21 protein-coding genes and 1 pseudogene are annotated in these 23,785 nt (G+C 65.6%); 11 read left to right on the forward strand and 11 right to left on the reverse strand.

Annotated features, from left to right (window positions below):
• Positions 1–27: 27 nt before the first annotated feature.
• From K675_RS0112965 to K675_RS0112995, 7 genes are all read right to left on the reverse strand, one after another.
• Positions 28–630: a sarcosine oxidase subunit gamma gene (locus K675_RS0112965; RefSeq protein ID WP_017903943.1), complete on the reverse strand. Its 603-nt coding sequence runs from the start codon at positions 628–630 to the stop codon at positions 28–30.
• 1 nt (position 631) lies between these two features.
• The gene (locus K675_RS0112970; protein ID WP_017903944.1) at positions 632–3,529 is read right to left on the reverse strand and encodes a 2Fe-2S iron-sulfur cluster-binding protein; all 2,898 of its coding nucleotides are present in this window, start codon (positions 3,527–3,529) and stop codon (positions 632–634) included.
• On the reverse strand, positions 3,526–3,831 hold the full coding sequence (locus K675_RS0112975; RefSeq protein ID WP_017903945.1) for a sarcosine oxidase subunit delta: 306 nt from the start codon (positions 3,829–3,831) through the stop codon (positions 3,526–3,528). Before K675_RS0112975 ends, K675_RS0112970 begins: the two co-directional genes overlap by 4 nt.
• Positions 3,832–3,841: 10 nt before the next feature.
• Positions 3,842–5,083 (reverse strand): FAD-dependent oxidoreductase, encoded by a 1,242-nt coding sequence (locus tag K675_RS0112980; RefSeq protein WP_026145143.1) that lies wholly within the window; start codon positions 5,081–5,083, stop codon positions 3,842–3,844.
• On the reverse strand, positions 5,065–5,970 hold the full coding sequence (gene folD, locus K675_RS0112985) for a bifunctional methylenetetrahydrofolate dehydrogenase/methenyltetrahydrofolate cyclohydrolase FolD (RefSeq protein ID WP_017903947.1): 906 nt from the start codon (positions 5,968–5,970) through the stop codon (positions 5,065–5,067). The genes K675_RS0112980 and folD overlap by 19 nt, the downstream gene beginning before the upstream one ends.
• Complete coding sequence (gene purU / locus K675_RS0112990) at positions 5,967–6,833, reverse strand: formyltetrahydrofolate deformylase (RefSeq protein WP_017903948.1); 867 nt, start codon at positions 6,831–6,833, stop codon at positions 5,967–5,969. The genes folD and purU overlap by 4 nt, the downstream gene beginning before the upstream one ends.
• 203 nt (positions 6,834–7,036) lie before the next feature.
• Positions 7,037–7,642: a helix-turn-helix domain-containing protein gene (locus tag K675_RS0112995; RefSeq protein WP_017903949.1), complete on the reverse strand. Its 606-nt coding sequence runs from the start codon at positions 7,640–7,642 to the stop codon at positions 7,037–7,039.
• 289 nt (positions 7,643–7,931) lie between these two features.
• Here K675_RS0112995 and glnT point away from each other — a divergent pair, with 289 nt between their 5' ends.
• The 8 genes from glnT (at position 7,932) to K675_RS0113035 (ending at position 15,608) form a co-directional block, all read left to right on the forward strand.
• Complete coding sequence (gene glnT, locus K675_RS0113000) at positions 7,932–9,266, forward strand: type III glutamate--ammonia ligase (protein WP_017903950.1); 1,335 nt, start codon at positions 7,932–7,934, stop codon at positions 9,264–9,266.
• 73 nt (positions 9,267–9,339) lie between these two features.
• A complete protein-coding gene (locus K675_RS0113005; protein ID WP_017903951.1) occupies positions 9,340–10,245 on the forward strand; it encodes a class II glutamine amidotransferase in 906 nt (301 codons plus the stop codon).
• An 11-nt stretch (positions 10,246–10,256) separates the two neighbouring features.
• Complete coding sequence (locus K675_RS0113010; protein WP_017903952.1) at positions 10,257–10,940, forward strand: protein glxC; 684 nt, start codon at positions 10,257–10,259, stop codon at positions 10,938–10,940.
• A 15-nt stretch (positions 10,941–10,955) separates the two neighbouring features.
• Positions 10,956–12,290 carry an FMN-binding glutamate synthase family protein gene (locus K675_RS0113015; protein ID WP_017903953.1) on the forward strand — a complete coding sequence of 445 codons (1,335 nt, stop codon included), beginning with the start codon at positions 10,956–10,958 and terminating at the stop codon, positions 12,288–12,290.
• 375 nt (positions 12,291–12,665) lie between these two features.
• Positions 12,666–13,991 (forward strand): ammonium transporter, encoded by a 1,326-nt coding sequence (locus K675_RS0113020; RefSeq protein WP_017903954.1) that lies wholly within the window; start codon positions 12,666–12,668, stop codon positions 13,989–13,991.
• Positions 13,992–14,212: 221 nt separating this feature from the next.
• A complete protein-coding gene (locus K675_RS0113025; RefSeq protein ID WP_020481052.1) occupies positions 14,213–14,488 on the forward strand; it encodes a metal/formaldehyde-sensitive transcriptional repressor in 276 nt (91 codons plus the stop codon).
• 7 nt (positions 14,489–14,495) lie between these two features.
• The gene (gene dmeF / locus K675_RS0113030; protein ID WP_017903956.1) at positions 14,496–15,416 is read left to right on the forward strand and encodes a CDF family Co(II)/Ni(II) efflux transporter DmeF; all 921 of its coding nucleotides are present in this window, start codon (positions 14,496–14,498) and stop codon (positions 15,414–15,416) included.
• Positions 15,417–15,419: 3 nt separating this feature from the next.
• Positions 15,420–15,608 (forward strand): DUF1289 domain-containing protein, encoded by a 189-nt coding sequence (locus tag K675_RS0113035; protein WP_026145144.1) that lies wholly within the window; start codon positions 15,420–15,422, stop codon positions 15,606–15,608.
• A 320-nt stretch (positions 15,609–15,928) separates the two neighbouring features.
• Here K675_RS0113035 and K675_RS0113040 read toward each other — a convergent pair whose 3' ends face one another.
• The 4 genes from K675_RS0113040 to K675_RS0113055 form a co-directional block, all read right to left on the reverse strand.
• A complete protein-coding gene (locus K675_RS0113040) occupies positions 15,929–16,516 on the reverse strand; it encodes a hypothetical protein (RefSeq protein WP_017903958.1) in 588 nt (195 codons plus the stop codon).
• Between the two features lie 175 nt (positions 16,517–16,691).
• Positions 16,692–17,852, reverse strand: a complete 1,161-nt coding sequence (locus K675_RS0113045) for an L-talarate/galactarate dehydratase (RefSeq protein WP_017903959.1) — start codon at positions 17,850–17,852, stop codon at positions 16,692–16,694.
• Positions 17,853–17,885: 33 nt separating this feature from the next.
• Positions 17,886–19,238 carry an MFS transporter gene (locus K675_RS0113050; RefSeq protein ID WP_017903960.1) on the reverse strand — a complete coding sequence of 451 codons (1,353 nt, stop codon included), beginning with the start codon at positions 19,236–19,238 and terminating at the stop codon, positions 17,886–17,888.
• A gap of 176 nt (positions 19,239–19,414) precedes the next feature.
• On the reverse strand, positions 19,415–20,467 hold the full coding sequence (locus K675_RS0113055; protein WP_017903961.1) for a LacI family DNA-binding transcriptional regulator: 1,053 nt from the start codon (positions 20,465–20,467) through the stop codon (positions 19,415–19,417).
• A gap of 275 nt (positions 20,468–20,742) precedes the next feature.
• Here K675_RS0113055 and K675_RS0113060 point away from each other — a divergent pair.
• The 3 genes and pseudogenes from K675_RS0113060 to K675_RS0113070 all read left to right on the forward strand — a co-directional run.
• A pseudogene (locus K675_RS0113060) lies at positions 20,743–21,060 on the forward strand (AraC family transcriptional regulator N-terminal domain-containing protein); the annotation flags it as partial.
• Between the two features lie 100 nt (positions 21,061–21,160).
• On the forward strand, positions 21,161–21,619 hold the full coding sequence (locus K675_RS0113065) for a (2Fe-2S)-binding protein (protein ID WP_017903963.1): 459 nt from the start codon (positions 21,161–21,163) through the stop codon (positions 21,617–21,619).
• Positions 21,619–23,785 (forward strand): xanthine dehydrogenase family protein molybdopterin-binding subunit (locus tag K675_RS0113070; RefSeq protein WP_017903964.1); only part of this gene is annotated, 2,167 nt, incomplete at its 3' end. The genes K675_RS0113065 and K675_RS0113070, both read left to right, overlap by 1 nt.

Raw genomic sequence — 23,785 nt, forward strand, 5'->3', positions numbered from 1 at the left:
CTGTGGGGGGCCCACAGGGGACAACGGCTACAGGGCGTCGAGGCTCAGCAGTTGCCCGTCGAACTCGGCCATGGCATCGAGCACGGCGTCCCTGAAGTAGGCCAGCGAAGCGCGGTCGCAGAGGATCTGGAAGGTCGGCTGGGTGTTGCCGCCGAGGTTGACCACGATCACGTTGATCCGCGCCGCCGAGGTCTGGGCCACGGCCCCCGGTGCGAAGGCCTGGAGGCGCAGGTCGACGCCACAGAGCTTGGCCATGACCTCGGCGATGCACACGCCACCCAACTGCATCCAGGCATGACTGTCCTGGCGCGGCAGCAGGTAGTGGGCGCCGTGTCCCAGCGCCCAGCGCGCCTCTTCGTGGGCGATGCGTGCGCCACGGTCAGCCAGGCTGCCGAGGATCAGGTACTCGGTCTGCGACAGGCGCGCCACGTGGCTGCCGTCGTCCTGGGTGACGGCGCGGTTGGGCGCCTCGGGCAGGCTGAAACCGCGCTCCTGCAGGTAGGCGGCGCTCTGCGGGCCACGAAAGCCGACCCGCGGCAGGTCGGTCAGATCGACCAGGGTACATTGCGCGGGTACGCCGTCCGGGTGTCGGGCAGCCGCGATGGGACGTTCGGTAATGAGGCTGGACATGTCAGAGCTCCTGGCGCTGGTTTTCAGGGTCGAAGAACGGCAGCTTCACCACCGTGGCCTGGACGATCACGCCGCCCTCGACCCGGATCGGAATCTGCTGGCCGGGCGTGGCCTGGTCGAAGGCGGCATAGGCCAGGCCGATGATCCGGTCGAGGGTCTGCGAGTATTCGCAGGAGGTCACGTTGCCGCTGATGTCCGGGCCCTTGAGCACCAGGTGGCCTTCCAGCGGTTGCGGGCTGCCCTTGGGCAGGGTGAAACCGACCAGCTTGCGCTTCTGCGGCTGGGCCTCGAGGATGTCCACCGAGCGGCGGCCGACGAAGAACGGCTTGTTGCGGCTGACCGCCCAGTCCATGTCGATCTCGGCCGGGTGGGTCATGCCATCGGTGTCCTGGCCGATGATCACGTGGCCCTTTTCCAGGCGCAGCAGGCGTTGGGTCTCGACGCCGAACGGGCGGATGTCCCAGGCCTTGCCGGCCGCCATCAGCGCGTCCCACAGTTGCAGGGCATGGCGCGCTGGCACATGGATTTCATAGCCCAACTCGCCGACGAAGCCGACTCGCAGCAGGCGGGCCTTGATCCCGGCCACCGTACCCTGGCGCACCGCCAGGTAGGGGAATCCCTCGGGTGACAGGTCGAGGTCGTTGCAGACTTTCTCCAGCACCTTGCGCGAGTCCGGCCCGGCCACGTTGACCGCGCAAATCGCCGCGGTGACGTTGGCGACATCGACGTCCAGCCGCCACTGGGCATTCCACTTGAGCATCTGCTGGTAGATACGGTCCACGCCGCTGGTGGTGGCGGTCACGTAGAAGTGGTGGTCGGCGAAGCGCGCGCAGACACCGTCGTCGATCACCACGCCGTGCTCGTTGGTCATCAGCGCATAACGCGAACGGCCCACCGGCTGCTTGAGGAAGGCGAAGGTGTACATCCGGTTGAGCAGTTCGGCGGCGTCCGGGCCGCGCACGTCCAGGCCGCCGAGGGTCGAGACGTCGATGATGCCGACCTTGTTGCGCACATGCAGCGCCTCGGCCTGCATGCAGGCGTCACGCTGGCTGGGCTTGCCGTAGTAGGCCGGACGCTGCCAGATCCCGGCCGGCATCATCTTCGCCCCGGCATCGAGGTGGCGCTGGTGCATCGGCGTCTGCCGGTACGGGTCGAAGGCGCGGCCGGCGACGTGGGCCAGCTTTTCCGCCTCGAACGGCGGGCGGGCGGTGGTCACGCCGGTCTCGCTGACGCTGCGCTGGGTCGAGGAGGCGACCAGTCGCGCGGTCGGCAAGGCCGAATGACGACCCTGGGACGGGCCCATGCCGACCGTGGAGAAGCGCTTGACCAGTTGCACGTCGCGGTAGCCGAGGCGGGTGGCATTGACGATGTCGCGCACCTGCAGGTCTTCATCGAAGTCGACGAAGTCCTTGCCCTTGGGGTGCGGGAAGATCGGCCAGGGGAAGTTGACCGGGGCCTCGCTGCGCAGCGGCAGCGGTTTGGCGACGGGCTCCAGGTTCAGCGCGGTGACGATCTGCGCCGCCGCGTCGATGGCATCGGCCAGCACGTTGTCCAGCGCGTGGTAGCCATGGGCGGAGCCGGCGACGCGCAGGTTGCGCGGCAGCCCGCTGAGGGTGAACGCCGCCAACTGGTCGTCGTAGGCCAGCTTGCCGCCGGCCTGGCACAGCAGTTGGTAGACCGGCATGTAGCCGCCGGACATGCACAACAGGTCGCAGTCCAGGATCAGCCCCTGCTGGGCGACCTGGCCCTGCCCGGTGATCTTGCGGATATCGACGCCGCTGACATGGCGCAGGCCCTTTTCATGCCGGGCCTCGTACACCGTGCTGCCGGGGTGGCAGGGGATGCCGCGTTTTTCCAGTTCCAGCAGCAGTTCGCGGTTGGCCGGGTGAGGGCGCATGTCGATCAGCGCGGCGACCTCGACACCCTGGTCGTTCAGGTCCAGCGCGGCGAGGTAGCCGTCGTCGTTGCCGGTCAGGACCACGGCACGCTGGCCCGGTTTTACCGCGTAGAGCTTCATCAGCCGCTGCGCGGCGCTGCAGAGCATCACCCCGGGCAGGTCGTTGTTGCGGAAGATTACCGGCTGGTCGAACGCGCCGCTGGCGATCAGGCACTGGCTGGCGCGGACCTTGTACATCCGCTTGCCCTGGATCACCGGCAGGTAGTTGTCGGTGAACCAGGCATTGCAGGTGGCCTGTTTCAGCACGCGGATATTGGCGTGATTTTCCACCGCATCGACCAGCTCCCGGCGCAGGCTGTCGGCACGCTGGCCGTCGAGGTCGAAGCGGGCGTAGGTCAGCGAGCCGCCGAGGATCGGCTGTTGCTCGACCAGCAGCACCTTGGCCCCGGCATTGGCCGCGCTCAGCGCTGCCTGCAGGCCGGCCGGGCCGGCCCCGATCACCGCGAGGTCGGCGAACAGGTAGGCCTTGTCGTAGTACTCGGGCTGAAAGCTCAGGTCGAGCACACCCAGGCCGGCCTTTTTGCGAATGATCGGCTCCCACAGCTTCCAGGCGCCCCGGGGCTTGTAGAAGGAGCGGTAGTAGAAGCCCACCGGCATGAACCTGGAGAACTTGCCGAGGTAGGCGTCGCGGTCATGGTCCAGCGATCCGCTGAAATTCTGCCCGGTCACCTGCACGCCGCCTTCGAGCGGGTGGGTATCGGCCAGCACGTTGGGTTCACGCGGCAGTTGCACCAGGGTGTTGGCGTCCTGCCCCGCCATGGTCAGCGGGCCACGCGGGCGGTGGTACTTGAACGAGCGTGAGAGCAAAAAGCGGCCATTGGCGAGCAGGGCGCTGGCGATGCTGTCACCGGCAAAACCCTGGTAGGGTTTGCCATCGAAGCTGAAGTCGAGCGGCTGGCTGCGGTCGATCAGCAGGCCCATGGGCATGGGGAGGCGGTTCATCGCACGGTCTCCTGGGTGGTCGCGGCAGTGAAGTCAACGCGGGTGTCGAACAGTTCCCCGGGGTCGAAGGTGCGCAGGATCTCGTCGCTGCCGGTATGACGTTCGGCCAGGAACCAGTAGCTGGACGGGGTGTGCAGCCACCATTCGCGGACCACGCCGAGGGTGTCTTCGCTGTTGAACACGTAGTCGGCCCATTGCGCATCGCTGCAGGTCTGCGGGTCGGGCATCCGCTTGAATTCGCCGCCGTAGGTGAATTCGCTGATGTTGCGCGGTCCGTTGAGCGGACAATTCATCACTTTCATGTTCCGCTCCTCAGTGGCTGGCCGCTGTCGCGCCCATTTCGTTGACTTGCCGGAAGGTGGAGAAGCGCTCGAGGCCGAACGGCCTGATCAGTTCCGGTACCTTTCCGCCGCTGGCGACCAGCTCGGCCATGGTCTTGCCGCAGATCGGCGTGGCCTTGAAACCCCAGGTGCCCCAGCCGGCGTCCAGGTAGTAGTTCTTCACCGGCGACAGGCCCATGATCGGGCTGTAGTCCGGGGTCATGTCGGTGATCCCGGCCCACTGGCGCATCAGCTTGGCGTTGGCCAGGAACGGGAACATCTCGATGGCATGGGCCAGCAGGCTTTCCTTCAGGTCCAGGGTCGAGCGGGTGTTGAACAGCGGGTAGGGGTCGGAGCCGCCCCCGAACACCACTTCGCCACGGCTGGTCTGCTGCACGTAGCAGTGCAGGGCCGAGGAACTCACCAGCGGGTCGAGGAACGGCTTGAACGGCTGGGTGACCATGGCCTGCAGCGGGAAGGTCTGGATCGGCGAGCGGATGCCGGCCTTTTTCATCAGTTGCGAACTCATGCCGGCCACGGCCTGTACCGCGCAGCCGCAACGGACGGTGCCGCGGTTGGTCTTCACCGCGATGATCGTGCCGTGGTCGATGAGCAGTTCCTGGACCTCGGTGAGCGGGTGAATCTCCACGCCGCGCTTGGCGGCCTGCTTGGCATAACCCCACGCCACCGCGTCGTGGCGGGCGGTGGCGCCGTCGATGTGCCACAGGCCGGCGAGCACTGGCAGGTGGCCGGGATCGAGGTTGAGCGTGGGCACCAGTTCGCGGATCTGCTGACGGTCGATCATTTCCGTGCGGCCGCCGAAGTGCTTGTTGAGCTCGGCGCGCTGGCGGAACGAACGCACGGTCGCATCGGTGTGGGCCAGGGTCAGCTGGCCGCGATGGGAGTACATGATGTTGAAGTCGAACTCGTTGGACAGGCCCTCGAACATCCGCACCGACTCGGCGTAGAAACGCACGCCTTCGCTGGTCAGGTAGTTGGAACGGATCACCGCCGTGTTGCGCGCGGTGTTGCCACCGCCCAGGTAGCCCTTTTCCAGCACCGCGATGTTGCTGATGCCGTGGTACCTGGAGAGGTAGTAGGCGGTGGCCAGACCGTGGCCGCCACCGCCGATGATGACCACGTCGTAGGACGGCTTGAGTTCCTTCGGCGCGGGCAGGTCGACCTCGACCGGGTATTGCGAGCCGAGCCCGTATTTCAATAGATGGAATGGCATAGGGCCTCCAGGTGACGGCGTTGTGCGTGGGCCTGCTGAACGGCAGCGGTCACCGTGTTCTTCATCAGGAAGGCGATGGTCATCGGGCCGACGCCACCGGGTACCGGGGTGATGGCCGAGACCTGGGGCAGGGCACTGTCGAAGTCGACGTCGCCGACCAGGCGACTGCGCCCTTCGTCATCGATGCGGTTGATGCCGACGTCGATCACCACCGCGCCGGGCTTGAGCCAGCCGCCATCGATCAGGCGCGGGCGGCCGACGGCGGCGACCACGATGTCGGCCTGGCGGCACAGGGCCTTCGCATCGACGCTGCGCGAGTGGACCACGGTGACCGAACAGTGGGCCTTGAGCAGCAGGGCGGCCATGGGTTTGCCGACGATATTCGAGCGGCCGATCACCACCGCGTGCTTGCCGCTCAGGTCGCCGCAGGCGTCTTCGAGCAATTGCATGCAGCCACTGGGGGTGCAGGGCGTCAGCACGTCGCGGCCCTGGTTCAGACCGCCGACGTTCTCGCTGTGGAAACCGTCGACATCCTTGCCCGGGGCAATGGCCTGCAGGGCACGGATTTCCTCGATATGGGCCGGTAGCGGCAACTGCAACAGGATGCCGTTGACGCTGGTGTCCTCGTTCAACTCGGTAATCAGGCTGAGTAGCTGCGCCTGTGTCGTATCGGCGCCCAGCCGGTATTCCAGCGAGCGGATTCCGGTCTCCTCGGCGCGCAGGATCTTGTTGTGCACGTAGACCTGGCTGGCCGGGTCCTGGCCCACGAGAATCACCGCGAGCGCCGGTTCGATACCGGCCTGCTTCAGTTCCCGCACCTCGGCCTTGACCCGGGCCAGTAGCCGCGCCGCGGCGGCCTTGCCATCGATCAGCTTGGGAGTACTCACCGGAAGATCACCGTTCTGTCGTTGTTGAGAAATACGCGGTGTTCCAGGTGGTACTTCACCGCCTTGGACAGGGCCACGGTCTCGGTGTCGCGCCCGGTGGCGACCAGGTCATCCGGCAGGTAGACATGGTCGACCCGTTGCACTTCCTGCTCGATGATCGGCCCCTCGTCGAGGTCGCTGGTCACGTAGTGGGCGGTGGCCCCGATCAGCTTCACGCCGCGCTCGTAGGCCTGGTGATAGGGCTTGGCGCCCTTGAAACCGGGCAGGAACGAGTGGTGGATGTTGATCGCCCGGCCCGAGAGTTGCCTGCACAGGTCGTCCGAGAGGATCTGCATGTAGCGGGCGAGCACCACCAGCTCGGTGCCGGTTTCGTCGACCACTTTCATCAGCGCCGCCTCCTGCTGGGCCTTGGTCTCTCTGGTCACCGGCAGGTAGATGAAGCGGATGCCCTCGCGCTCGGCCATGGGCCGCAGGTCCAGATGGTTGGAGACGATGGCGGTGATGGTCATGTCCATCTCGCCCTTGTGGTAGCGGTACAGCAGGTCGGTGAGGCAGTGGTCGAATTTGCTCACCATCAGCAGCACGCGCATCGGCTCGCGGGTGTCGTGCAGTTCCCAGTGCATGTCGAAGGCCTGGGCGACTTCGGCGAAACCGGCCTTGATCCCGCTGATATCGCCGCTGTGGCCGTCGTTGAAACGGAACACCGCGCGCATGAAGAACTTGCCGCTGAAATCGTCGTCGAACTGCGCCATTTCACCGATATAGCAGCCGTTGCCGGCCAGGTACGAGGTCACCGCCGCGACGATGCCGGAGGTCGCCGGACAACTGATCTTGAGAATGAAAGGGTTCTTTTCGTGTTGCATGGCATGTCCTCTGGAGAGTGGCGGCAGCTCGGCGCAAAGCGAAATTCGGTGAGAACAGCAATGTTGTAGGTGAATAAAAATTCCTGGTAGGAATTAAATATTCTTTTTTGCGTTTTATAGGCGAAAGGAAATGGCACGTCCAGAGATTTCTGGAAACTTTTTTAACTGGTGGGAAATTTTCGGAGGGAGGGGAACCGGGGGCGTTATTCCCCCGACGCACCGTAATTCATGATCGACAGCAGGCGGATCGGTACCTGTACCAGTTTCTCCGGGCCATGGGGAATTTCGCCGTCGAAGGTCAGGCTGTCGCCGGCCTCCATCGGGTACAGCTGGTTGCCGTGGCGGTAGACCAGTTCGCCTTCGAGCAGGTGCAGGAACTCGGTGCCGGGGTGGGAGAAGGTCGGGAACTCCTCGCTGGCGTCGTCCATGGTCACCATGTACGCCTCGAAGCTCTTCTTCGGCCCGCGGGTGTGATTGAGCAGGTGGTAGGTGTGGCCCTTCTCGGTACCACGGCGCACCACCTCCAGCCCTTCGTCGCGCTTGACCAGCAGCGCGCTGCCGCCTTGCTGGTCGTACTGGCTGAACAGCTTGGACATCGGCATGCCGAGCACGTCGCACAGGCGGCTGAGGATATCCAGGCTGGTGGACACCTGGGCGTTCTCGATCTTGCTCAACATGCCCTGGCTGATGCCGGCGATGCGCGCCACGTCGGCCAGTTTCAGTTCCTGGGCCTGGCGCTGGCGCTTGATCTGGATGCCGAGGTACTGCTCGAGCTTGAGCTTGGGTGGTGCTTCGTCAGGCGTGTTCATCGGTTTTGCACGGTTTCCGTTCAATAATTTTAAATTCGCACCAGTAATGTGCGAGGCGGGCTTCGGCCGCTCGTTCGGCGACGGATTATTCCCTCGGTGAAAACGAGTTTCCCATATATACAGAGGAAATGCCGCAATCCCGACGCTCGTGACCCGGGTCGGCAGACTTGGCAAGGCCATTGCATTCCTATTGGGAAAATAAGTTTCCTGATTGGAATAAGTTTCGGCCAGGAAGCGAAACGACGGTTCCCAACCACAACGTCTTGCCTTTCGCCAGGAGTGAACGCTCATGTTGCCACCCGAAACACAGCGGCTGATCGAGGAGCACGGGATCAAATATGTGCTGGCTCAGTTCGTCGATATCCACGGTTCGTCCAAGACCAAATCGGTGCCGGTTTCGGGTCTGGAGATGGTTGCGCAAGAGGGTGCGGGGTTCGCCGGGTTTGCCATCTGTGGCATGGGCATGGAACCCCACGGCCCGGACTTCATGGCCCGGGGCGACCTGTCGTCGCTGACCCCGGTGCCGTGGCAGAAGGGCTACGGCCGGGTCGTGTGCATCGGCCACGTCGACGGCAAGCCCTGGCCCTACGATAGCCGCTACGTGCTGCAGCGCCAGGTCGAGCGCCTGAGCGATCGTGGCTGGACGCTCAACACCGGCCTCGAACCCGAGTTCAGCCTGTTTCGCCGTGACGTCAGCGGCGCGCTGCAACTGGTCGACGCCAGCGATGCCCTGGACAAGCCCTGCTACGACTACAAGGGCCTGTCGCGCTCGCGCGAGTTTCTCGAACGTCTGACCGAAGCCCTGCAGCCGGTGGGCTTCGACATCTATCAGATCGACCACGAGGACGCCAACGGTCAGTTCGAGATCAACTACACCTACAGCGATGCCATGGAGTCGGCGGACCGCTTCACCTTCTTCCGCATGGCCGCCGGCGAGATCGCCAACGACATGGGCATGATCTGCTCGTTCATGCCCAAGCCCGATCCGAAACGCGCGGGCAACGGCATGCACTTCCACCTGTCGATCAGCAGCGCGACCAGCAAGAACCTGTTTCACGACCCCAGCGACCCGAGCGGCATGGGCCTGTCGAAGCTGGCCTATCACTTCGCCGCCGGGTTGCTGGCCCACGGCCCGGCGCTGTGCGCGTTCGCCGCGCCCACGGTCAACTCCTACAAGCGCCTGGTGGTCGGCAACTCGCTGTCCGGCGCCACCTGGGCCCCGGCGTTCATCGCCTTCGGCGCCAACAACCGCTCGGCCATGGTCCGCGTGCCCTATGGCCGCCTGGAGTTCCGCCTGCCGGATGCCGGTTGCAACCCCTATCTGGTCAGCGCCGCGATCATCGCCGCGGGCCTGGATGGCATCGACCGCAAGCTGGAAATCGACAACGTTTGCAACGAGAACCTCTACAAGCTGAGCCTGGAGGAGATCGCCGCCCGCGGCATCAGGACCCTGCCGCAGTCGCTCAAGGAGGCCTGCGATGCCCTGGAAACCGACCCGCTGTTCGCCGAAGTACTGGGCGGGGAGATCGTCGGCGAGTTCATCAAGCTCAAGCGCATGGAGTGGGTGGAGTACAGCCGCCATGTGAGCGATTGGGAAGTGCAGCGCTACACCGAGTTTTTCTGATCCATCCGTCTTGACCAACCGTTTCCGACGCCCTGCCCAGGGGCCGGGCGTCTTCTGCCCAGGAGTTTGCGATATGTGTGGAATTGTAGGGCTTTACCTGAAGAATCCGGCGCTGGAGTCCCGGCTCGGCCAACTGTTCGAGCCGATGCTCGAAGCCATGACCGACCGGGGGCCGGACAGCGCCGGCTTTGCCATCTATGGCGATGAAGTGGGGGAGGGCTGGGTCAAGCTGACCTTGCAGGCGAGCACCGAAGGCTTCGACTTCAAGGCCCTGGTCGAGACGCTGCAAGCCCGGCTGGCGGCACCGCTGGACTGGTTCCAGAACGCCAGCGCCATCGTACTCAAGATCCGTGCCGAAGAGGCGCCGGTGCGTGCCGCACTGGCGGAGCTGGCACCGCAGGTGCGCATCATGAGCGCCGGCCAGAGCATCGAGATCCTCAAGGGCATGGGCCTGCCCAGGGAGATTGCCGAGCGTTTCGGCCTGGCGTCGATGAAGGGCAGCCACATCATCGGCCACACCCGCATGGCCACCGAAAGCGCGGTGACCCTGGAAGGCAGCCACCCGTTCTCCACCGGCGCCGACCTGTGCCTGGTGCATAACGGCTCGCTGTCCAATCACTCGCGCCTGCGCCAGAACCTGCGTCGTGAGGGCATCCACTTCGAGACCGAGAACGATACCGAGGTGGCGGCCGGCTACCTGGCCTGGCGCCTGCAACAGGGGGATTCGCTGAAGACTGCGCTGGACAAGTCCCTGGAAGACCTCGACGGCTTTTTCACCTTTGCCATCGGCACCCGCAACGGCTTCGCGGTGATCCGCGACCCGATCGCCTGCAAGCCGGCAATCCTCGCCGAGACCGACGACTACGTCGCCATGGCCTCGGAATACCAGGCGCTGTCGAGCCTGCCGGGCATCGACAAGGCCAAGGTCTGGGAGCCTGTCCCCGCCACCCTGTACATCTGGGAACGCCAGTCGGCTTAAGGAGCACACACATGAAAACCATCGATCTTTCCACCAGCACCGTGCGTGAGCTGAACCAGGCCCTGCACGATCAGGCCCGGCAACTTGGAGAACGCGAATGGCTCGTGACTCACCCCAACGGTGCGCACAACCTGGCGGTGGGCGTCAACGAAGCGGTGTCCGTGGATATCCAGGGGCACGCCGGCTACTACTGCGCGGGCATGAACCAGAAGGCCTCGATCACCGTGCACGGCAACGTCGGGGTCGGCTGCGCCGAAAACATGATGTCCGGCTCTGTGCGGGTCAAGGGCAGTGCCTCGCAGGCCGCGGGCGCCACGGCCCACGGCGGGCTGCTGGTGATCGAGGGCGATGCCGGGGCCCGCTGCGGCATCTCGATGAAGGGCATCGACATCGTGGTCGGCGGCAGCATCGGCCACATGAGCTGCTTCATGGGCCAGGCCGGGCGCCTGGTGGTGTGCGGCGACGCGGGCGATGCGCTGGGCGACTCGCTGTACGAGACCAGGATCTTCGTCAAGGGCAAGGTCGAGTCTCTGGGCTCGGACTGCATCGAGAAGGAGATGCGTCCCGAGCACCTCGAGGAACTGCAGGCCCTGCTGAACCAGGCCGGCTTCAACGAAAAGGCCAGCGACTTCAAGCGCTACGGCTCGGCCCGCCAGCTCTACAACTTCAAAGTCGACAACGCCAGCGCGTACTGATCCAGGAGCCCGAACATGAGTGAATCCACCACCCCGAAAACCGCTCCGGTCCTGCGTGAGTCGGCCACCTTCGATCGCCTGACCATCCAGGAAATCCAGCGGGCCGCCGAAACCGGCATCTATGACATCCGTGGTGGCGGCACCAAGCGCAAGCTGCCGCACTTCGATGACCTGCTGCTGCTCGGTGCCAGCGTTTCGCGCTACCCGCTGGAAGGCTATCGCGAGAAATGCGGTACCGACGTGATCCTCGGCAACCGCTTCGCCAGGAAGCCGATCCACCTGAAGATCCCGGTGACCATCGCCGGCATGAGCTTCGGCGCATTGTCGGCCAACGCCAAGGAAGCCCTGGGCCGTGGCGCGACCATCGCCGGTACCAGCACCACCACCGGCGACGGCGGCATGACGCCCGAAGAGCGCGGCCAGTCGCGGCACCTGGTCTATCAGTACCTGCCCTCGCGCTACGGCATGAACCCGGACGACCTGCGCAAGGCCGACGCCATCGAGATCGTCCTGGGGCAGGGCGCCAAGCCGGGCGGCGGCGGCATGCTGTTGGGCATGAAGGTCACCGAGCGGGTGGCCGGCATGCGCACCTTGCCGATCGGTGTCGACCAGCGTTCGGCCTGTCGCCACCCGGACTGGACCGGCCCGGACGACCTGGCGATCAAGATCGCCGAGATCCGCGAGATCACCGACTGGGAGAAACCGATCTACGTGAAGATTGGCGCCAGCCGCCCCTATTACGACGTCAAGCTGGCGGTCAAGGCCGGTGCCGACGTGATCGTGCTCGACGGCATGCAGGGCGGCACCGCTGCGACCCAGGAAGTGTTCATCGAACACGTCGGTATCCCGATTCTGCCGGCGATTCCCCAGGCGGTGCAGGCGCTGCAGGAAATGGGCATGCACCGCAAGGTGCAACTGATCGTCTCCGGTGGCATCCGCAACGGTGCCGACGTGGCCAAGGCCATGGCCCTGGGCGCGGACGCGGTGGCCATCGGCACGGCGGCGCTGATCGCCCTGGGTGACAACCACCCGCGCCTGGACGAGGAATTGAAGAAGATCGGCTCGGCCGCCGGTTTCTACGACGACTGGCAGAACGGCCGTGATCCGGCGGGTATCACCACCCAGGACCCGGAGCTGTCGAAACGCCTGGACCCGGTGGAGGGGGGGCGCAGGTTGGCCAACTATTTGCGTGTGTTGGTGCTGGAGGCGCAGACCATGGCCCGTGCCTGCGGCAAGTCCCACCTGCATAACCTCGACCCCGAGGACCTGGTGGCCTTGACCGTCGAGTCCGCTGCCATGGCCCGGGTGCCGTTGGCCGGGACCTCGTGGATTCCCGGACAGCGGTACTAGGTACGGACAGGGGCTACCGGCTCTTTTGATGATCGTTCCCACGCTCGGCGTGGAAACGCAGCCCGTGACGCTCTGCGTCGCAAGAGCGGACGCTGAGCGTCCTGGGAGGCATTCCCACGCCGAGCGTGGGAACGATCGAATTGTGGGAGCCGGCTTGCTGGCGAACCGCCAAAGGCGGCCATGCCGCGAGAGCGGTATAGCCTGATCGACCCCTATCGCCAGCAAGCCGGCTCCCACAGGGCAGCGCCGAACGCAAAACCATGGAGTCTTCCACCGCGTTGGTGTGACACCTGACACAGAGGCCTCCAGGGCCCGACACATCTTTACAGCACTTTCTGCCCGGCACTTTTCCATCTCATTGCAGGAGCTTCGAAAATGGTGAATCGTCTACCCGGCAAATCCCTTCTCGCAGTGCTCGCGCTCGGCGCGTGCATTCCCCTGGCCCAGGCGGCCGACGCCCCGACCCTGAACAGCGGCAGCACCGCCTGGATGGTGACGGCGGCGGTCCTGGTGCTGTTCATGTGCCTGCCCGGGCTGGCGCTGTTCTACGGCGGGCTGGTGCGGGCCAAGAACATGCTGTCGCTGTTCACCCAATGCTTCGGCATCGCCGGCCTGGTCGGCGTGCTGTGGGTGATCTTCGGCTACAGCCTGGTCGTCGATACCAGCAACATGGTCGAGGGGCAGGTCAGCTTCAACAGTTTCGTCGGCGGACTGAGTCGGATGTTCCTTGTCGGCATGACCCCGGACAGCCTGGTCGGCGAGATCCCGGAAGGGGTGTTCGTCACCTTCCAGATGACCTTCGCCATCATCACCCCGGCACTGATCGCCGGCGCCTTCGCTGAACGCATGAAGTTCTCGGCGGCGCTGCTGTTCATGGCCGTCTGGTTCACCCTGGTCTACGCGCCGGTGGCGCACATGGTCTGGGGCGGTGCGGGGGCGTTGATGCACAACTGGGGCGTGCTGGATTTCGCCGGCGGCACCGCCGTGCACATCAATGCCGGTGTGGCGGCACTGGCCGCCTGCCTGATGCTGGGCAAGCGCAAGGGCTATGCGAACGCGCCGATGCCGGCGCACAACCTCAGCCTGACCATGACCGGCGCGGCGATGCTCTGGGTCGGCTGGTTCGGCTTCAACATCGGTTCGGGCGGCGGCCTCAACGGTCTGTCCGGCATCGTCATGCTCAACACCCAGTTGGGGGCCTGCGCCGGCATTCTCGGCTGGATGTTCACCGAGTGGTTCAAGGTCGGTAAACCCAGTGCCCTGGGCCTGGCCAGCGGTGCCCTGGCCGGCCTGGTGGGAATCACCCCGGCCTGTGCCTATGTCGGGGTCGGCGGCGCGCTGGCGATCGGCCTGCTGTGCGGAGTGTTCTGTTACCTGAGCGTCACCGTGCTGAAGAAGCGCCTCGGTTATGACGACAGCCTGGACGTCTTCGGCCTGCACGGCATCGGCGGCATGATCGGCGCTGTGCTCACCGGGGTGTTCTGCGTGCCGTCGCTGGGTGGCCTGGTGGAAGGCGTGACCCTCGGCGGCCAGGTGGTCGCGCAGATCAAGGGGGTGCTGTTCACCACGGTGTACTGCTTCGTCGTCAGTTGGATCATCCTGAAAGTGGTCAAGCTGCTGGTCGGTCTGCGAGCCGACGAACATGTCGAGGAGATGGGGCTGGACCTGGCCGAGCACAACGAGCGGGCCTACAACCACTGAGTGTGGGGGCGGCAGACGGTGTCTGCCGCCCGAAGCGGTTTACGCCTTGAAGGCGGCAGGGGTGGGGCGTTGGTCGCTTCCGGCTGAGCGTTCGGCCTGGCGGGCGTGATGTGTCGTGCTGCCGTGATCGGAGCGCTCGTTCGCTCCTGTGGGATAACGGCCTTGCCAATCGGGGAGTCGAGCGTCATCATGCGTCTTGGTATAGGGTAGGGGGGTATGCCATGGGGCACATGAAATCCAACCGGGACGATCTGCTCAAGCGGGTCAAACGCATCGCCGGCCAGGTCCAGGCCATCGAGCGTGCCCTGGAAGGTGATGCCGATTGCGCCAAGACCCTGCACCTGGTGGCCGCCACCCGCGGCGCCATCAATGGCTTGCTCGACGAGATCATCGAGGACCATGCCCGCGAGCATGTCGCGAAGGTGGGGCTCACTGACCAGGAGCGGGCACAGGGCGTGGAAGACCTGCTCGAAGCCATTCGCCGTTATGCGAAGTGAGGTCGTCATGAGCCATCCGAACCACCTGCACAGCCACGACTTTCTGGGTGCCGGCCACGATGACAACGCCCGGCGCACACTCTGCGTGGTGCTCCTCACCGTCGTGATGATGGTGGGCGAGATTGCCGCCGGCTACATCACCGGCTCCATGGCCCTGCTGGCCGACGGTTTTCACATGGCCACCCATGCCGGGGCATTGGGGATCGCGGCGGTGGCCTATGCGTTCGCACGCAAGCACTCCGGCAATGCCGCCTACAGTTTCGGCACCGGCAAGGTCGGCGACCTGGGTGGCTTCGCCTCGGCGCTGATCCTGGGGCTGATCTCGTTGGGCATCGGCATCGAATCGGTCATGCGGCTGCTCGAACCGCGCCAGGTGCAGTTCGGCATGGCCACGCTGATCGCGGTCATCGGCCTGGCGGTTAACATCGTCAGCGCGCTGCTGCTGGCCGGTGTCGCCGGCCATGGCCATGGGCAGGGTCACGATCATCCACCTCACGGGCACGCCCACGGTGAAGACAACAACCTGCGTTCGGCCTATGTGCACGTGCTGGCCGATGCGGTCACCTCCGTCCTGGCGATCGTGGCGCTGCTGGCGGGCAAATACCTCGGCTGGGTCTGGCTCGATCCGCTCATGGGCATCGTCGGCGCCGCGGTCATCGCGCGCTGGGCCTGGACGCTGATGCAGGACACGGCCGCGGTGCTGCTGGACCGGACCGACGAGCACGTGGCCGAGCAGATCCGCGAACGGCTCGGCCAGTCCGGCAGGCTCAGGATCACCGACCTGCATGTCTGGCGGGTCGGGCCTGAAGCGCGAGCGGCGATCGTCAGTGTGCAGGGCTCCCCGGAACTGTCGGCCGAGGATGTGCGCGAGGCCTTGAAGCCGGTCCATGAGGTGACTCACCTCACGGTCGAATACCGGGCAGCCTGATCCATGGCAAAGGACATTGAAAATCCCTGCGTTTCGCTGTGTCAGTTGAACAGCGAAATGTGCGTGAGCTGCGGGCGCACCCGGGAAGAAATCCGCAAGTGGCGTGGCATGAAGCGCCCGGAGAAGATGGCCACGGTGCAGAAGGCCAGCGCCCGCATGAAAAGCATCGACAAGAAGAAAAACAAGGGCTAGCCGCCGGTGGTCGTTGTTGCTCAGTTGGGTACCGGTTGTCGATGACCCGCTGACGGTGGTCGCCGGCCTGATGGTGTGTGTCCTGTGCGTGACTCACTGTGCTGCAACAGCCAGGGGGCTATGGAATGATGCTACCTACGCGCACGGGTCATGCCTGTACGGATTGATCTGAAGGGCATGCCGGTCCGCCACCGGAGCGGCGGCGTCATGCCGGTCGCTACAGTGGTGGTGGAGAGATGACACCCGCTATCGGACGGGGCCGACGCGGGAAGGAGGACCAGGGGGCCAGCGCCCGTGGGGCAGGGGAGCACCCGCGCCCCTCAGCGCCCGGGATTGAAACCCTGGTAGCCGGGGTCCCTGTAGCGCTCCATGAAGTACCAGGTCTTGCTCTCGTTGCTGCCGTTGGCATAGGTGACGTCGGGATTCGGGCTCAGGTGCCAGCCCGGGCCTGTCTCGTCGCGTTCGATCAAGGTGGGGTACATCGTGCACTTGCCGACGCCAGAGCCCGATTTCATGAGGAACTGGTAGTAATGCCCGGCCTTGGGCGTGAACTTCGTCGAGACGGTGCACGAGTCGGTGCGATCGCCGACATAGGACATGTCCACCTCGGTTTCCAGGCCCGGCCGTACCGGCGTTTCGTAGTAGTTGAACGTCAGATCCTGGCCGGCCTTGGGCATGCCCTTGTCCTGGGTATGGACCAGCACGAACTCGTTGCGCCGGATCAGTCCACCCGAGCGCACGCCATTCTCGTACTGGTAGATCTCCGAATGCTGGGTGTAGTTGACGATCCGCACCCAGGCCGGATTCGCCTCGTTCTCCGGCGCCTTGAAGAACTCGTGATGGGGCAGGAACTGGCAACCGCCGAGCAGGGGGACGGTGAGCAGCCAGAGGGGCGGGGAGATACGCATGGTCGGGTCTTCCTTGTAGGGGCTGCCAGAACAGACCGCAAAAAGCCCCGGGCATTCCCGGGGACTGCGCAAACGCCAGGGCGGGTGCCATGGAAAGAAAGTAGAGCGCAGGCAGGGTGCTCATGCCCAGGGCTGGATGAGTACCCGCAGCTTCAGCCCTGTCGCCGTGGCTGGCTCAAGGCCGCTTGCCGAACTCGGCGACCTGCGCGGTCCAGCCCTGGACGCGCTCGCTCAGCGACAGCCCCAGGCCCGGTCGTGTCGGCACCAGCATGCGACCGTCGCGGGTTTCCAGGCGTTCGTTGAACAGCGGTTCCAGCCACTCGAAGTGCTCGACCCACGGCTCGGTCGGGTAGGTCGCCGCCAGGTGCACGTGCAGTTCCATGGCGAAGTGCGGGGCGATCATCACACCGGCCTGTTCGGCCATGGCCGCCACCTTCAGGTACGGCGTGATGCCGCCGACCCGCGGCGCATCCGGCATAAGGTAGTCGGCGCCGCGCAGGCGGATGAACTCGGCGTGTTCGGCGACGCTGGTGAGCATCTCGCCGGTGGCGATCGGCGTGTCGAACTGCCGGGCCAGGTCGGCGTGGCCCTCGGCGTCGTAGCAGTCCAGCGGCTCTTCGATCCACACCAGGTTGAATGCCTCGAAGCGCCGGCACATGCGCTGGGCGGTGGGACGGTCCCATTGCTGGTTGGCGTCGACCATCAGCGGGAAGCTGTCACCCAGGTGCTGGCGCACGGTGCTGACCCGCTGCAGGTCGATCGCGCAATCGGGTTGGCCGACCTTGAGCTTGATCCCGCCAATGCCTTTTTCCCGGGACAGGTCGGTGTTCTTCAGCAACTGGTCGAGTGGTGTGTGCAGGAAGCCGCCGGAGGTGTTGTAGCAACGCACCGAGTCACGCTGGGCACCGAGCAGCCGGGCCAGTGACAGGTTGGCGCGCTTGGCCTTGAGGTCCCACAGGGCGACGTCGAAGGCGCCGATCGCCTGGGTTGACAGGCCGCTGCGGCCGACCGAGGCACCGGCCCAGCACAGCTTGGTCCACAGCTTGGCGATGTCGCTGGGGTTTTCCCCGAGCAGCGCCGGGGCGATTTCCTGGGCGTGGGCGAACTGGCCCGGGCCACCGGCCCGCTTGGAGTAGCTGAAGCCGAGGCCCTTGTGGCCGTCCTCGGTTTCGATCTCGGCGAACAGGATGGCGATCTCGGTCATCGGTTTCTGCCGGCCGGTCAGCACCTTGGCATCGCTGATCGGGTTGGCCAGCGGGAGGAACACCGAGGACACCTTGACGTGGGCGATGCGGTCGTTGTCGGCACTGGGGCGTTGTGGTGCTTGAGCGTGCATGGGGTTTTCCTTGTGTCTGAAGGGGGGGGAGGGTCAGCGAGCCGGGTTGGAGGGTGTGGCCGGGGCCGTTTCGACCGGGGAAGGCGGGGCATCGACGTCCAGGCGCTTGAGCGGCCCGACGATGACCAGATAGGCAAAGGCGCCGAGCAGCCCCATGGCGCCGACGTAGACCAGGGCGGCGTCGAACGAGGCCTGCTTGACCAGCAGGCCGATGGCGATCGGCGTGACGATGCTGGCGATGTTGCCGCAGAAGTTGAACATTGCGCCGCTGATGCCCATGGCGTGCTTGGGCGATACATCGCCGACGATGCACCAGCCGAGGTTGCCGACGCCCTTGGCGAAGAAGGCGACCGACATCACCAGGATCACCAGCGCGGTGGACTGGGTGTAGTTGGCGATGACGATGCTGCTCGACGCCAGCAGGCCGCAGATGATCGGGGTCTTGCGCGCGGCGGTGAGGCTGAAGCCCTTCTTGAGCATCCAGTCCGACCAGACGCCACCGATCATCCCGCCCAGACAGCCGGCCACTGGCGGGATCGCGGCCACCAGGCCGACCTTGAGCAGGGTCATGCCCTTGGCCTCGATCAGGTAGGTGGGGAACCAGGTGAGGAAGAACCAGGTGATCGAGGTCAGGCAGAACTGGCCCAGGTAGATGCCGCTCATCATGCGGTTGCCGCCGATGCGGCGCAGCGAGGCCCAACTGAACGGGGTCTTGATCTCGCCCATGTCGGGCAGGCCGCCGCCGGACTCGATGTACTCCAGTTCCGCCCGGTTGACCCGCTTGTCGCGGCGTGGCTCGTGCACGAAGCGGAACCACAGCAGGCCGATCAGGATGCCGGCGCCGCCGGTCCAGAAGAACACGTGCTGCCAGCCGAAACTGTTGAGCAACAGCACCATCAGCGGCGTGAACGCCGCCAGGGCGAAGTACTGCGCCGACTGGAAGATCGCCGTGGCCAGGCCGCGTTCGTGACGCGGAAACCACATCACGGTCAGCCGGTTGTTGGCCGGAAAGGCCGGCGACTCGGCCACGCCCATCAGGAAGCGCAGTACGAACAGCGCCAGGAACGCCGAGCTGAACAGGTCGACGAAGCCTTGCAGGAACGTGAAGGTCGACCAGATGACCAGGCTCAGGCCCAGTACCAGGCGCGAGCCGAAGCGGTCGAGAATCACCCCGCCAGGCAACTGCATGGCGGTGTAGGCCCAACCGAACGCGGAGAAAGCGATGCCCATGGTCACGGCATCGAAACCCAGGTCGGTGCGCAGGGCAGGGGCGGCGATCGACAGGGTGGCACGGTCGACGTAGTTGAACACGGTGACGATGAAAATCATCGCCAGGATCAGGTAGCGGACGTGGGTCCTGGCCACCTCGGAGGCGGGAGTGATCACTGTTGTTTTCCTTGTTGTGATGTTCGGTGCCGGGGCTGATTGCTTGAATGATTGCGCAATCATTTCGGCTCGAAAAAACAGCCATTCACCGATCAGGGGTGGATGGCCGTTGGTCCGATCTTACAATGATTGCGCAATCATTCAAGGGGTCATTCGTCGCCTGGCGGGAAAAATCCTCAGGTGCTCTGGCGGTCGATGAGGCTGAAACCGGTGTCGATGCGCACCGGATCGGCGCTGCCGGCGGGGTAATTGAAGCGTTCGAGCAGGGCCTTGGCGATCTGCTCGCCGATGCGCGTACCGTCCACGCGCACGGTCGACAGCGGCGGGTGGACCTGGGCGGCGCTGCTCAGGTCGCCGAAGCCCATGACCGCCAGGTCGGCGGGCACGCGCAGGCCGCGGCTGGCGGCTTCGGCCAACACGCCCTGGGCGATGGTGTCGGAGCTGCAGACCACGACGTCCGGCTGGTGCCCCTCGTCGAGCAACTGGCACAGGCCGGTGCGCCCGACTTCCAGGGTGGCGGGCGGGGTCAGCAGGCGGGTCGGGATATCCTGGTGGCCGTGCCGGGCCAGTTCGGCCAGCAGGCTTTTGCAGCGGCGCACGCCGCGCGGGTCGCCGATACCGACCACGGCAAAGCGCTGGTACCCCTTGCCCAGCAGATGGCGGGCGATCGCTTCGCCGACCGCCTCATGGGAAAAGCCCACCAGCATGTCCAGCGGATCGTCGCCCAGGTCCCATGACTCCACCACCGGGATGCCCGATTGCGCCAGGCGCTGGCGGCTGGCCTCGGTGTGCAGGGTACCGGTCAGCACGATGCCGTCGGGGCGCCGTCCGAGCAGGGCCTCGATGAGTTTTTCCTCCTGGTCGGCCGAGTAGCCGGTCAGGCCCAGCAGGGTCTGGTAGCCGGCGGCGGTCAGGCGGTCCATCAGTGCCTGGACGGTGTCGGCGAAGATCGAGTTGGCGATGGTCGGCAGCAGAATCGCCACCAGCCGGCTGCGATTGCTCGCCAGGCTGCCGGCGAGCATGTTCGACACGTAGCCGACCTCGCGGACCGCAGCCAGCACCTTCTCGCGCGCGGCCTTGCTCACCACCTCGGGGCGATTCAGGGCCCGCGAGACGGTGATCGGCGAAACACCGGCGACCTTGGCGACATCGATGAGGGTCGGGTTGAGCGGCCTTGGCGCAGCGCCGGGCTGTTGGGTGGAAGAAGACTCGCCAGATTTTTTCGCCATGCCGGTTCCGCTTAAAGGTTTGATCGGCGGCCCGCTGCCGCTCGTAGCGCGAATCTACCAAAGCCCTCTGTCCAGCGCACGGACTGCGGCTGACTGGACCGGCCCGACATGCCCATTGGCGGCCGACACCGCTCTGTCGTAGCTCAATCCAATCGAATACTTGCCTAATCCTCTGGACTTGCAGGGTGATGGATAGGAATGCTCTTGGCCGCGGGCTAGAGTCTGGAGCAAGGAGCCCGTCACCATGAATCCATCCCAGACCCGCCCGGTGTCGCCCTTGGCGCTTTCTGGTCACCTCACTGGATTTGCCGGCCAATTCCGAGGTGATCATGGCCAGCCCGGAGCAGCCTTGCATCGGCCTGGTGCTGAAGCTGGACGTGTCCATCCTCGCCGAACTCGAGGCGCGGCGGCTGATGCTCAACGAGCGCTTGGATGTGTCGCGGGCGGCGTTTGCGGTGGGCTACGAGAGTCCTTCGCGGTTCAGCCGTGAATACGGCCGGCTGTTCGGGGCCGCACCCCGGCAGGACATTGCGCTATTGCGTGGCCAGGTGCCCGAAAGCCGGTCCTCCGGCGAAGCGGCCCAGGCCTACTGAACGACCCGCCTTGCGAACGGGCGTTCCGACCGGTGAAGCGTCTTGCGGCGCGTCATCGCCTATAACGAAGAAACATCAACCGATGATGAGCGGGTGAGCCATGGAACTACGAATCAACCAGAAGACCTATCAGGTCGATGCCGACGCCGATACGCCCCTGCTGTGGGTGATCCGCGATGACCTGGGCATGACCGGTACCAAGTATGGCTGTGGCCTGGCCCAGTGCGGCGCCTGCTCGGTGCTGGTCGACGGCAGCGTGGTCCGCGCCTGTGTCACGCCGGTGGCCGGCGTGGTCGGCCGCGAGGTGACCACCATCGAGGCGATCGAGGCCGATGACGTGGGCAAGCGCGTGGTCGCCGCCTGGGTCGAGCATCAGGTCGCCCAATGCGGCTACTGCCAGTCCGGCCAGGTCATGGCCGCCACCGCGCTGCTCAAGCACACTCCCAAACCCAGCGATGCGCAGATCGAGGCGGCGATGGTCAACCTGTGCCGCTGCGGCACCTACAACGCCATTCATGCCGCCGTGCATGACCTGGCCGCGCAGAAGGGGGAAGCCTGATGAACAGTCGTATCGAGGGTGCTGAACAGATCCTGGACTCACTGTCGGCCGACCCGGTCAACCTGTCCCGGCGCCGCTTTCTGATTGGCACGGCGGTGGGCTCCCTGGTGCTCGGCTTCGGCCTGCCCATGGGCTCGGCACGGGTGCAGGCCGCCGTGGCGGCGGTCGAGCGCGGCACCCAGGTGCCGGCGTTCCTGGAGATTCGCCCGGACAACACCGTGCGCCTGCTGTGCCCGTTCATGGAAGGCGGGCAGGGCACCTACACCGCCATGGCGCAGATCGTCGGCGAAGAACTGGACGCCGATCCGGCCACTTTCGTGGTCGACAGCGCGCCGCCCGGCGACGCGTATGTGGTGATGGACAACGGCATGCGCATCACCGGTGGCAGCATGTCGGTGCGCATGAGCTACCCGACCATGCGCCGCCTCGGCGCCCTGGCGCGCCTGATGCTGCTGCAGGCGGCCGCGGAAAAACTCGGCGTGCCGGTCGGCGAGCTGTCGACCGAGCCGGGCAAGGTGCTGCATGCGGCGTCCGGTCGTTCGCTCGCCTATGGCGAATTGGCCGAGCGGGCCATGGACCTGCCGGTACCGGATCCGGCCAGCGTCAAGCTGCGCGACCCCGGCCAGTTCCGCTGGATCGGCAAGCCGGTCAAGCGCGTCGATGCCTACGACAAGTCCACGGGGCGTGCCCTCTACAGCATCGACCTGAAGGTCGACGACATGCTCCACGCGGCGGTGCAGCACGCGCCACGCCTGGGCATGAGCGTCGGCAGCCTGCGTAACGAAGCGCAGGTCAAGGCCATGAAGGGCGTGCATTCGGTGCATCAATTGCCGGGCGCGGTGGCGGTGGTCGCCGAGCGCTGGTGGCACGCCAAGCGTGCGGTGGAAGCCCTCCAGGTCGACTGGCAGGAGGCGGCGGCCGATTCTCCGCTGCGGGTGATGCCGGCGGATTTCTCCAGCGACGCCTATGTGCAGCACCTGGCCAGCGAGCAGGGCCAGGCCCGTGACGCCGAAAACGAGGGCGATGTCGCCAAGGTATTGGCCGGCGCCAGGAACACCGTCGAGGCCAGCTATCACAACCAGTACCTCAACCACGCCCAACTGGAGCCGCCCTCGGCCCTGGCACGGTTCAATGCCGACGGCTCGCTCGAAGTCTGGCTGCCCAACCAGGCACCGGACATGTTCCGCAACGACATCGCCAAGCTGACCGGGCTCGATGCTTCGCGCATCACCCTGCATTCGCCGCTGCTGGGCGGTTTCTTTGGTCGGCACTTCCTCTACGGCTCGGCCAACCCCTATCCCCAGGCCATTGCCCTGGCCAAGGCGGTCGGGCGGCCGATCAAGCTGATCTGGAGTCGCGAGGAAGAGTTCCTGCGTGATGTGCTGCGCCCCGTGGCGGCGGTCAGGTTCCGTGGCGCGCTGGACGACAACGGCTTCCCTGTCGCCCTCGAGGCGATCAGCGCGACCGAAGGGCCGACCGAGTCCCTGGCCGGCCAGCAGGGCGACAAGATCGACCCCACCGCCGTCGAAGGGCTGGCGGGCAAGTCCTATGCGATCGCCAACAAGCGCATCGCGCAGATCTACGTCAAGGGCCCGGCGATGCTCGGCTACTGGCGCTCGGTGGGCAACTCGCTCAACGATTTCTTCTACGAGGCGTTCCTCGACGAGCTGGCGGACAAGGGCGGCAAGGACCCCTTCGAACTGCGCCTGCACCTGCTGCGCGACAACCCGCGGCTCACCACGCTGCTCAACGCGGTGGGCGAGCTGGCCGGCGGCTGGAAGCGCGGGCCGTTCACGGCTGAAGACGGCAGCAAGCGCGCCCGTGGCGTGGCCATGGCCTCGCCGTTCGGTACCCAGACGGCGGTGATCGCCGAGGTCTCGATCGAACAGGGGCAGGTCAAGGTGCATGACATCTGGCAGGCCATCGACCCGGGTAGCATCGTCAACCCGGCGATTGTCGAAGCACAGGTCAACGGTGCCGTGGCGCTGGGGCTGTCGCAGACGCTGGTCGAGGAAGCGGTGTGGCTCGAGGGCAAGCCCAAGGCGCGCAACTACGACCTGTATCCGATCCTGCCGCCGTCACGCATGGCCAGGGTGCACGTCCGGGTGGTCGAGAGCGGGGAGAAGATGGGCGGCATCGGCGAGCCGCCGCTGCCGGCGGTGGCGC

This window comes from Pseudomonas fuscovaginae SE-1 (assembly GCF_000364705.1).
GTDB classification, from domain to species: Bacteria; Pseudomonadota; Gammaproteobacteria; order Pseudomonadales; family Pseudomonadaceae; genus Aquipseudomonas; species Aquipseudomonas fuscovaginae_A.